The 12622-nt window shown below is 40.3% G+C and carries 5 protein-coding genes; all 5 read right to left on the reverse strand.

What is annotated here, in order from left to right:
* Positions 1–13 precede the first annotated feature (13 nt).
* Positions 14–2881 (reverse strand): SusC/RagA family TonB-linked outer membrane protein, encoded by a 2868-nt coding sequence (locus EV200_RS05055; RefSeq protein ID WP_132529848.1) that lies wholly within the window; start codon positions 2879–2881, stop codon positions 14–16.
* Positions 2882–2897: 16 nt separating this feature from the next.
* A complete protein-coding gene (locus EV200_RS05060; protein ID WP_132529850.1) occupies positions 2898–4793 on the reverse strand; it encodes a RagB/SusD family nutrient uptake outer membrane protein in 1896 nt (631 codons plus the stop codon).
* An 11-nt stretch (positions 4794–4804) separates the two neighbouring features.
* Positions 4805–7972 (reverse strand): SusC/RagA family TonB-linked outer membrane protein, encoded by a 3168-nt coding sequence (locus EV200_RS05065; protein ID WP_229676770.1) that lies wholly within the window; start codon positions 7970–7972, stop codon positions 4805–4807.
* Between the two features lie 1114 nt (positions 7973–9086).
* Positions 9087–10868, reverse strand: coding sequence for a glycoside hydrolase family 43 protein (locus tag EV200_RS05070; protein WP_132529852.1), 1782 nt, complete (start codon positions 10866–10868; stop codon positions 9087–9089).
* Between the two features lie 168 nt (positions 10869–11036).
* Positions 11037–12608 (reverse strand): glycoside hydrolase family 43 protein, encoded by a 1572-nt coding sequence (locus EV200_RS05075; RefSeq protein WP_132529854.1) that lies wholly within the window; start codon positions 12606–12608, stop codon positions 11037–11039.
* Positions 12609–12622: the final 14 nt, after the last annotated feature.

The following is a 12622-nucleotide window of genomic DNA, read 5'->3' on the forward strand; positions in this document are numbered from 1 at the left end:
AAATTATAGGTCATTAAAAAGATACCCTGGCACCCAGGTTAAAGAATCGCGTTTGTGGTGCCGTTCCGATATTGGTTTCCATCAGTTTCCGTTCTGATGAAATCACGAGTAAATTATCGCCTTGCACGTATAAGCTCAGTCCATGCACAAATGAATCACTAAAAATTTTCTCATCGAAATCATAAGTTAACTGTACCCGGTTAAGATCGAACCGATTGGTTTTATACATCCAAAAGGTAGAATTTCTGAAGTTATTATTGCTATTGGTGGTTAAACGTGGATAGGTTGCCGTTGCTTTAGTTTGCTCGGTCCATCGATCTAACACCGCCTCAGAATATTTGCCACTTCCGCCAACCCAATAATAAGTGCTGTTTTTAAATCCAACGGCTCCTCTTGTGCCGGATGCCAAGGCAAATAAGGTGAAGTGCTTATATTTTAAGGTGAGGTTAAGCCCGAAGCTAAAAGGCGAAGCCGCCCAACCTGTATGGCCCAAATCCTGCTGATCTCTGCTATCGATTAAACCATCATTATTTAAATCCTTGTATTTAATATCTCCAGGCTTAACAGTACCAAAGGTTTGTTTGGCGTGGGCATCAATTTCTGCCTGATTTTGAAATAAGCCTTCACTGATGTATCCATAATAAGCATCTAAAGGTCGTCCGGCCCTGGCCAGATAAGCCTGATCAATGATCTCATCTCTTTGAACTGCCTTACTGTTATAAAACATTCCTGATACGCCAAGGGAATAAAACACCTCTCCTATTTGCCTGTTTAAGTTCAATGCAAAATCAAATCCCGTACGTTTATCTTCGTTAAAATTAATCCATGGGCGGAAATCTCCCGAACCAGAAAAATATGAAGGATAAATGGTTACGCCACGGGCAAGTAATCCTTTGGTACTTTGCGAGAAATAATTGAAATCAAAAGTCAGGAGATTTTTAAATATTGCTCCATCCAAGCCTAAGCGAAACTCATTTCTTTTAACAAAAGTTAAATCAGGGTTTTCTGCCTGTCCGGATAAGGTGGTTCTTCCGCCCGCAACATTATCTCTCCATTGGTAATATCCACCAAGTGTGGCATTATTGCTGTAATAACCCTGGTATAAATAATAATCTACCGGCTCATTTACATTATTGGCCCTGTAGCCCGTAATATCCAGATCTTGTTTGATAGAAGCATATGAAGCAGATAGTTTCAGGTCATCAATAAAAGATAAGTTATCTTTAAAAAACAATTCCTTAGACATGCGCCATCCTACGGTAACGGCTGGAGAAATCCCATTTCTTTTACCTGGAGGCAGTTTTGCAGAATGTACCAATGCTGCAGAAAAATCGAAATAATATTTACTTCTGAAGTTATAAGCTGCCTGAAAACCAAGATTGGTATTTAGAACCGGTTGGTAATCGCTGCCACCTTCATTATCGATATCACTAGAAAACTGTGTTTTATACCACCAGCCCAAAACATTTGCAGAAACCGTATGGTCTTGAGCAAAGGTTCTGTTGTAATTAAACTGCGACCTGAACGACATGGTTTGCGTGTAAGTAGAGCGGCCAACATATTCATTGGTAGAGTTTTTATCTTCTCCAAATTTCTCTAAGGCGGTGATCACATCCTTACCATTTACGGTAGACCAGGTTGGCCTGTATGTGGCGTAAGGCAATTGATAGGCTTCAGAATAAAGTGAAGAATAATCCATGCTCGTACCAGTTTTGAAACTCAAGCCTTCAACTATCGAACTCAAATCAGCTTTAATATTCAGGTTGTATAGAAAAGTACTTGATTTGGTACGGATGTAACCCGCGGCTAGCATATCTGAAATTACGTTTGTAGGATTGGTACTCTGTCCACCCAATAAGTATTTACCATCAATGATATGGTTGCTGTTTTTAACAATCGTTTGTAATGACTGATTATTTGGATCGAGCATATCGATTGGTATCAATGGTGAAAATCTGTTGAAATTCGGTGCAATTGTAGAACTGGCTGCCCATAAATTTCCCCGGCCTGCATAGTTATTGGTTGTAATGGCTACCGCATCTGCTGAAGCTGTTAGCCATTTGGTAATGTTCATATCTACATTTCCCCTCACGTTAAAGGCCAGGTCGCTATTGTTTTTTTGTTCACCATATTTTACCAGGCTGTTGTTATAGGAAAGGCCAATATTGGTATAGTAGCGTGCAAAGCTGTTGCCACCAGAAACCTCTGTAGTTACATCAGAACGGGAATAGGCTTTCCTTAAATGATCTGAACTGAAAAAATCGACATCAGGATACTTGTATGGATTTACGCCGGATCTGGTATTATCAATATCCTGCTGCGTGTATCCCGCTCCTGAAGTGGCAATTCCATCATTGGTTAATGCTTCGTTGTACAAAGTCATATAATCAGCTGAATTTAAATAGCTGGGAAAACTTTTAGGTACAAAAATTCCGGAATTGAGCCTCACTTTAATTTTTAACGGATTCTCACTACCACGTTTTGTGGTGATTAGAATGGCGCCTTTGGCAGCGGTGCTTCCGTATAATACCACTGCACTTGCACCTTTCAAAACAGTGATAGATTCCACTTCCACCAAACGTACATCTGTGGCACGGCGTGGAATACCATCAATCAATATCAATGGTGCCTGCCCCCAAATATTTCCGGTATAACCGCCAACAAAACTCTGAAGATTATCCAGACTATAGGTGCCGTAGCTTTTATTCAATATATCTGAAACATTTACTACAGACACGCCTCCGAGAAGATCTTTTTTCGCCACCTTATCAAAGGCAACATTTACCAAACTGTCTTTGGTTTCTTGTGCATAGGCCCCATTGAAGCTGAAAAAGCAGATCAAGAGCCAAAAGCAGCAAGCATTTATATTTTTTGTGTTCATCTTTTCTCCCTTAAAATTACCAACCTGGATTCTGCTTGAATTCTTTATACATGTTTACATCCTCTACGCGGAAAGGCAGCCAGTAATGGCGTTGTCCGAATTGTCTTTCAAACAATACCGTTTCCCTGAAATTTCTTACCCGTGCATTTTTAGGATCTGCGTAAACCTGTGCATTCGGCGTTGCCCGATCAAACTCAACTGCCTTTTTTAAAGTATAAGGTCGCTCTGTAAGCAGTAACCATCTTCTTAGATCATTGAAACGATGTCCTTCAAAAGACAATTCAACGGCTCTTTCACGTCTCAGTTCACCTAGAAAATCGCTGGTTGAACCCAGAAATTTATTGGCAACACCTGCAACACCTGCCCTGGTTCTAATTTTATTCACGGCCTCAACCGCACTAAGCGAATAACCTGTTGCCGTACTTTGAGGGCTGCCGTAACCAGTTGCTGTAGCTTCAGCATAAAGTAAATACACATCAGCCAAACGCATTAAACTCAATACGAACGTGTTATTTTCCCGATATCCATCAAATTCATTCATCAGTTTGGATACAAATTTTGAGTTCAGGTACCCTGTCCACACTTTTTTATTTCCATCTGCAGTTCTATAAAGTCCGTTGGTGTATAAGCTGGCGTACTGGCGAAATTCATTGTTACCAACACTCTGTGCCGTAAGCACACATTTCTCGCCATCAATCAGAATATCATTATAAAAACGAGGGTCTCTGTTTTTCCATGGATACTCGGGATCATAACCACTTTCTGCATCCTTTTTTTCTGCATCAGGAATGGGTAAGCCATTGGCCATACCATAGTAATCAACATAATTAGCTGTTGGATAAACCTTAATTCCGGTTTGATGAATCACCAAAGGGCGATAATCGTTCACCTGATTCCACCGCCAGCGTCCGGCAGCATTTGCTAAATTTTCCAGAAAAATAGATTCTTTTAATCCTGGGATTTTGCCATTTTGGTTAAAGGTGTAAAACAGATCACGATACTGTGAAAAAGGAGCAAGTTCATAGCGGTTTGTGGTTTCAGTAATTTTCAAAGCCTCTCCAAATACATCGGCTGCTTTTTTACAAAACTCAGTATTGTAGCTGCTGTTACCAGTGGATTCTCTATTCATCAGCGGGCTTCCGGCCCACAGGTAATTTTTACCCATAAAACAAAGAGCCATTATTTTGTTGATTCGGGTGTTGTTGTTCCCTGAGGTTTGTTTACCAACAAGTGTCTGATCCCAGTCTACAGGAAGCAAATCTGCCGCCCTTTTTAAATCTTCTGCAACTTTGTTTGCAGTTGCCTGATAACTCAGTCTTGGAAATTTTATGACCTCATCATTTGGCAATACCTGATCAATATAGGGCAAGCCACCCCAGTATTCCATTAGTACATAATGAAAGTATCCCCTGAAAAAATAAAGCTGACCTGCAATCAGGTCTTTTTCTTCCTGGGTGGCATCGGTTAATTTATCCAGGTTGGCTAACCCAACATTTGCTTTTCTAATGGCATACCATGACAGGCCCCAGAGTTTACCTTTAGTTCTGTTCGCATCGGTAACCGTTCCTGTAGCCGGATCGCCTCCGGTGCCTAAAAAATTATAAAAAGTATTGGTCCAGGCCATGTAATTTCCCTGATCAATCTGATAGGAAATCAAACGGGTTTCACCCACTTCCCAAAATTCTTCCTCGCCAAGGTTAAAACTGTTATGGGCTTCCACCACACTCAACAAAGGAATACAGTTATAGAGCTCTTCAGTAAAGCCCTGGAAATTTCTGAAATTTTTGTAAGGATCTGTATCCTGAATATCAGCCAAAGGAGACCTTTCCAGGTATTTTTTGCAAGCGCTAAAGGGTATTGTGCCCACAAGGATAACCAGGGGGAACAAAATATTCTTAAAGAGATTTTTCATCTTCAAATCGTTTATAAAGTGATGTCAATACCAAAATTGAAACGTTTAACTGTTGGATATGCTCCACCTCCTGAAGCTCCGCTGAAGTTTGATTCACGGTCATCAGGCATGTTTGTCCAAAGGAACAAGTTGTTGCCGTTTAAATAAAACCTGCAGGATTTTACCCCCAGTTTGCTGATTGATTTTCCGGAAAGGGTATAACCCAGTTCTGCGTTTTTTAAACGGATGTAGGAAGCATCGTAATAATAGCGGGTTCCGGTACCACCGAAGGCATCAAGAACACTCCAGCGCGGAGGCGGAACTTCTCCTCCACCATCCTGAAGATACCAGAAAGGCCGTTCAACAAATACAACATTACTTTTACCCTGGTAATTCGGGAATTCAATTTCACGGGTAACATTATTAACAGCATAAAATTGAAAGAACAGATTAAAGCGTTTCCATTCAAAGCCGATACTGGCATTGTAGGTATTTTGAGGATTTGACGTATATCCATAAGGTGCTCTATCTTTATCATCAATCACACCATCTGCATTAAAATCAATGATGTTGTAATCTCCAGGAAGTTTGTTTTGGTTATTAGATAAGCGCACAGTGCTGCCATATAAATCATCCCAGCTTTTAATAAAACCGTTATCCAGGTAGGAACGGGTTTGGCCAATGGCATAACCTTCCTGTTTTTGATAATCTGGCGTGAGTTCAGGATCATCTCTGAAATTGGTTTTATTGGTAGCATGCGTTAAAGCCAGATTTGCCCATGCCCTGATCCCTTTTCCGAAAGAGTGTGTTAAACGCAATTCAATCTCATAACCCTGACTGGTTACTTCGCCCAGGTTTGCCCTTGGTGCACTGGTACCAAATCCATAATAAGAAGGAATAGCTCTTGAGCCACCGCCAATCATGATGTCTTTTCTATGATCTTTGAAAATATCTACGTTTCCTGAAATATCTCCTTTTAAGAAACTGTATTCAAAACCAAGATTTCGCTTTTCTACGGTTTCCCATGATAAGTTTGGATTACCCATTGTGGCGATTCGGTAAATCGTATAGGGTGTAGCCACCGCCGGACTACCCATTGGCGTATTGTTTCCATATTGATAGGAATCACGGAAAGGCCATCTCGGACCTCCCAAGGCATCATCACCAATCCTTCCCCAGGATGCACGAACTTTTAGTAAATCGAGGAAAGTAATGGATTTCATGAATTCCTCGTTACTAATGGCCCAGCCGGCAGAAACTGAAGGAAAAAATGCAAAACGATAATCCGGGCCAAATTGCTCCGAACCATTGTAGGCACCGTTTGCTTCAAATAAATATTTTGATTTATAGTTATAAGTGGTTCGGAATACCCAATCCTCACGAAATGTTGGGAAGGCACTACCTCTAGCTGTTCGCTGACGCTGTACTAGACCCATTCCAGTCACTGCATGTGCGCCAAATGTACGGTCGTAATTAACCTGAAACTGGTAATTCATGTTCCGGTAAGTAGCAGTTTTATCTACTTCACCTGCCGCTGTAGACCATTGAATGGCATCCGTAAAATCAAACTGGGTTCCGGTATTTCTTTGTTGTTCAAAAGAAACAATACCGGTTAGCGGGTTGACATATTTTCGCTGTGCCGCATTAAACTGGTCATTAACACCTCGTCTCCTTTCCAGAAAAGTATTATCCAGCGATAAGCTACCTCTCAAACTCAACCCTTTGGTAAGCATATCAAGTTTTTGCTGCAGAATAAAATCGGTTGTCAGCTGCGTACTCGTTCTTTTTTCAGCACCTGAATAAGCCAGCCAGAAAGCTGCATTGGGTTGATCCTGGGTTGCAGTCGGAAAAAAACCATAGGTTCCATCTGAGTAAATTGGCCGAAACGAATCTGGTGCGGTACGATAGGCAGACGACCAGAAAGACTGGTCTCCGTCAGCCATATCATAAGGCAACTGGCGTACCGCATTTGATCCAAATAATTTGGTTGAAAATTTAGTTGTTTTAGTCAAATTGAAATCAAGGTTACTCCTCACATTTGTCCGGTTATAGCCGAAATTTGATTCGTACCCACGCTGATTGGGAAATGTTTTAAACAAATCACCTTCACGGGTAAGATCAAGACCAGCAAAATACGTTACGAACTTGGAACCTCCTGAAACATTGGCGGCCGTATTGTACGACATCGCTCTATCTTTAAAAAGCTCTTCTTCCCAATCCACATTCGGATATCTGTCCCATTCAGCTGAATTAAGGGGATTCCTATATTTATCAATCATTTGCATCGCAGTATAGCCAGACCATGCATTTTGATCTACAATAGATTCACGTTCGATAATCCTGTTTTTGATCATCAGCGCATCATATGAATCGTATTTTTCAGGAAGCCTGGAAGCAATTTTTGCCGTTAAGTTAGACCTCACCTGTACTTGTGCTCTTCCTTCCACCCCTTGTTTGGTGGTAACGAGAATTACACCATTTGCACCTCTTACCCCATATACGGCAGTGGCCGAAGCATCTTTAAGTACAGATACACTTTCTACGGATGAAATATCTATAGAACTAATAGAGCGCTCAATCCCATCAATCAGAATTAATGGTGAACTGTTATTCCAGGAACTTTGTCCACGGATGAGAATTTGTGGATCTTCTCCACCTGGCATACCTGATGAAGCTGTAGTAACCACACCCGGAAGATTTCCTGTTAGGGCCATCCCTAAATTAGTTACTCCGCCGGTACGTTCTAATACCTTGCCACTGGTTTGACTAATGGCACCTACCACACTTGCTTTCTTTTGCTGTCCGTAGCCTACAACAATAACTTCGTTAAGCACTTTGTTATCATTGCTCATAGATACCACAATATCATTTTTATCGGTAAGGGTAATTTCTTTTTGACTCATCCCGATATAATTGAATAAAAGCGTGCTTTTCTCCGTCGGGATTTCTATTGAAAATTTACCTTCACCATTAGATACCACTCTGCTGTTTGTACCTTTAAGTGTAATGGTTACGCCAGTAAGCGGATCATTTTGTTCATCTACAACGGTACCTCTTAACATCCTCCTTTGCTGAGCCATAACCGCATTGGCAATTAGCAATAAGGAGAGCATCATAAAAGTTATTCTGAGTAATAATGCGCTGAATTTTTGATATATATGCTGGCCATTACCACCTTTAATTGTGTAATTGTCCATCATATAAATAGATTTAGAAAATGCAGAATTTGATTTGTTCGGTTGTGCATAGAAGGCTCATATTCTATGGCTTTAAAATTGGATTTCTTCATCATACATTGGTTAGGATTTGGTTAGAATAAAACGCTGAGAGCTGATGCAGGTCTGAGTTAAAGACATTGCAAGTTTAACAGGTTAGGTGGGCGGTCTCATATGTGCAATATTTGGTTTATTTGTGTTCAATGAATAGTGATTAAAACTATCATTTCAATTTATCTAATAATCAAGCGCAATAAATACCATAATCCGGGCAGTTCATCTGCATAGGAGTAGGACTATAATCAATTAAAAATGCGCTTAACGAAAAGGTTAAGTTTGGTTAAGATTAGGTTCATTAGTTATTTGGTTAGTATTGCATCTCAGTTAAGATGTACCTTATATTTGGCTGAGATAAATGTAGGATCGTGTCTTACTTATCAATAGCACAATTGTTTAAATTTATAGGCTTCATGTTCAGAACAGGCATAAACAGCACAAAAACCACCCCTATTGCACCAAAAAGCACATCTTAAAAGAAAATTATTTGCGCTTATTTATCCTCATGAATAATATTTTCTACACTTAGTGTATTTAAGCAGCAAAAAACACAAAAGGATTGCCGGAGGGTTAACAATGGAAGTGTTTTAGCGCTAAGATGAAACACCGAATCCATTAAAAAAACCTAAATGACTAAAATTATGTATGAGGTATTAGTCATAAAATGAACATAATGATGAGGCGATCGCCATTCCCCTCCTTTGGAGGGGTGCCTAAAAGGCGGGGTGGTTTAATCGCATAACTATTTATTTTTTTTAATTCGATAATAAATTTGCTTTAATAAGAGCCAGTTTTCTCCGCTCATCGTCATTGAGAGAAGGATTCTTCAGCCAACGAAGCAATCTTAACACGATCGCCACTCCCTTCCTTTTTTCAAGGAGGGGTGCCCGCAGGGCGGGGTGGTTTTTAACACTCTTTTTATGCCTGTAAACATTAGATGACTAAGCCACATCGCTGAACCTTAGAAACAAAAAGCCCTGGTTCATGTTTCCACAAACCAGGGCGCATAATTTAAATATTCTACTTTTTTATAAGCGTTCGCTTACAATTTAACTTCGCTCGCTGAAGTGGCATACAGTCCGATTAAGGCACCCGTAAATCCTTTCGCCACATTTGTTGAAAGAATATCTCCTGAAACGGTACCACCTAGATTGGTGAATTTCTTATCCCCCAATGCATAACTGAATGTGTAATCATCACCCTTTGCAGATACCTTTAAATCGATAGGTCGGTTAATATCAATTTTCACTTTTGCTACAATTGTTGATACATTATCTTCTGTACGTTGCAATAAAAGATAATAGGCATCATCCTTTTTGGTTACACCGAAAACATAGTTATAACTCTCTTTTTGCAAACAAACAATTCCAGCCAGATCTTTTTCTGAGCCAGGTTTGTAATTCATCGTTACCGTAGCAGAAAAATTATTATGCTGCTGACGTTGAAAAAGTGCAGAAATCGGTTCAACAGCTTTAACATCTACAGCATAAGGTTTAACCAGAAGCCCTTTAGCCGTTGCGGTTGCAAAACCTTCTCTTGGTCCTCTAAGTCCAATCCAACGGTAATCTAATTTCTCCGCTGTAAAATTATCTTTAAAAGTAAAGTTACCATTTGGGAAGAATCCTTGTTTTCCGGTATTATTTTTAACGCCTGCAGGCATTTTTAACTTGGCTTTCAGAGGTTCTAATCCTCCTTCAAAGATTGGAAATTCGCCGCTCCAGTCTACAGGTAACATATAAGTTTCGCGACCAGTGTTCACCCTATCTTTTTCATTCGGTCTGATGCCTAAAAACACACCATAATACTGACCGCCTGGTCCTTCTACCAAATCTGCATGACCAGCCCAATCTACTTTATCTACCCGTTTTGCTGGAAGATGGCGTTGACTTAAAATCGGATTTTTAGGCGCAGGAACATATGGACCTTTGGCATTATCACTGATAAAAACCACCTCACTATGTGCGCCACCAGTTCCCCCTTCGGCACACATCAGGTAATATTTATTGTTCTTTTTGTAAATGTGAGGGGCTTCAATCCAGATGGGGTGTTTGCTTAAATCTACACCGCCATTCACGATAATTTTATCTGTTCCTGGAATGATTTGATCCTTTTCCAGGTCATATTCCCAGATTTTAATGGCCCGGTGTCCGGTATAAAGCTCTTTTTCAGGCGCATCATTATGCACTACATAGGCTTTTCCATTATCATCAAAAAACAGAGAAGGATCAATCCCGTCGAATTTAAGTTTATAAGGCTCACTCCATCCTTTCGCCGGATCTTTAGTTTTCACCACCATATTTCCCATCCCACCAGCAATTTGAGTGGTGATCATATAAAAGGTATCATTCAATTTGTTGTATAAAATAGATGGTGCATAAATACCTGCACTCATGCCAGAACGCTCCACTTTGAGTTGAGAAGTACGGTCTAAAACGTGTCCGAGCTGTTTCCAGTTCACTAAATCTTTAGAATGAAAAATGGGAACTCCTGGAAAAAAAGCGAAGGAAGAAACCACCAGGTAATAATCATCTCCTTTTTCGGTGATGCTCGGATCAGGATAACAGCCCTGAAGGATTGGCGAGTAAAACTCATCGACCTTCAATGGATATTTTTTATAAATATCATCATCTCCCTGGTAAATATAATTGCTGAATAAAGGTGTAGCTGTTGACGCAGGTTTTATCCCACGATCATCTTGTCTGAAAGCCGTAATTAAGAAAAATACAGAGCAAGTCAGTGAGATGGCAAGCAACAGCTTTTTTGAAAAGCTTTGCGTTTGAAAATTTTTCTTGTTTGAAAATAAGTAAGGAATGGGTTTGTTCATAAATCGGTTATATATTGGTTATTGATGATGATGAATGGGTTCAAAACAGTGCGACTTCATCACCTTTTTTATAAAATCGAAGATAGGCCTATAACCTGCCCTGGCGTTGAACTATTGATTAAAATGCTAGCATTATTGTTCAATCCTGTTGAAAAATATCTTCGTTTTTTACTCCTTCATTTGAATAGCAGGTTTTTCCGACAAATGGAAATAATCGAAATCTGCAAAGCCGCCTGTTTCTGTTGTAGCATAATTAAAAAGTGCAAAACGATAACCCATAAAATGAGGAATGGTGTAGCTCATTTTTACCGGATCACCGATGATTTTCCAGTCTTTTCCATCCAGGCTATAAAAAAATGTCGCTTGGTCTTTTCTTTCGGCGAAATCACAATCTACCCTGAAATAAACTTTGTTTTGCAACAATGGAATAGCGTCTGATGATTTGGCTTTTCCGCCAGAAGCATTGATAAAAACAATCGACTTCTTTCCATTTTCCAGCTTCACACCAATCTGTCCGTAATTTTTCTGTAACACCCCAAGGCCGGCAAAATCGCCGTTTTTCATATTCGATAAATCCAAAGCGGTAATGCCTGATGAAAACGGCCCGATGGTTCTTTGTGTGAGGGTATTTCGGGCAGATAAAAAGCTGGTGTCCATGCGGCCTGTTGTTAATCTTAAGAAACCTTTTCTCTGGCGAACCGACCAATATTTAGCATCAGGATTGTGGTTCCATTGCCAAACCAAAGGCAAATCACGATCTTTTTTTGAGCGTGTAAAATCATCCGATGCGGCAATGGCTGGAATCATGCCCTTACTTGGCGGTAAATCCAGTATTTCAGGAACTTTTCCGTCCGTACCCAAAACCGGCCATCCATCTTTCCAGGTTAATGGTACCAGATAGGGAATCCGTCCGACCGCTCCGTTATCTCTAAATAAGTAAGCAAACCAATTGCCATCCGGGGTATCAATCAGGCCGCCTTGTGCTACGCCTTTATCTTGCAAAGCTACTCTTCCTTCGTATGGACCAGTTAAATGATCTGAACGATGGATCACCACCGTGCGCATCCCTCCTCTTGGCCAGGTAATATTAAAAAGGTAATATTTTCCATTCACCTTAAATAATTGAGAACCTTCAGCAGGCAAACCACCCGTATTGCCAGAAGGTAATCCGGCATCTTCAATCAGCACCTGTTCAGGCACATTGGTATTGATTCCGCTCAAATCTGTGTTAAGCTCAACTAATTTTATTTTGCCACTGCCATATACCATGTAGACTTTTCCGTTATCAAAAAATAAGGAATGATCGTGCAGGCTCGGTTTGAAGTCGATCCGCTTCCAGTTTCCTTTTTCAATATCTTTGGTGCTGAAGATCGTTGTCTTTCCAGTTGTTTGGGCAAAAGTGCTCACATAAAAAGTTCCTTCATGGTAACGCAAACTACTTGCCCAGGAGCCTTTTCCATAGGCGTTTTTTCCATCAGCGAGGTTAAGTGCATCAACATCAGCCAGCGTATTATAAGCGTAACCTACCATTTGCCAGTTCACCAGGTCTTGTGATTTCATGATGGGCAAACCCGGACTCATGTGCATTGTGGTACTGCTCATATAATACGTATCGCCCACACGAACCATAGAAAGATCTGGCACATCAGCATAAATGATAGGATTTTTTGCCTTTTGCTGGGCAAATGACTGATGATTTATTAAAGCGATAAAAAGCAGGCAGATGATAATATTTTTCATTTTCTGTGTTTGGT

Source organism: Pedobacter psychrotolerans, assembly GCF_004340665.1.
Lineage (GTDB): Bacteria > Bacteroidota > Bacteroidia > Sphingobacteriales > Sphingobacteriaceae > Pedobacter > Pedobacter psychrotolerans.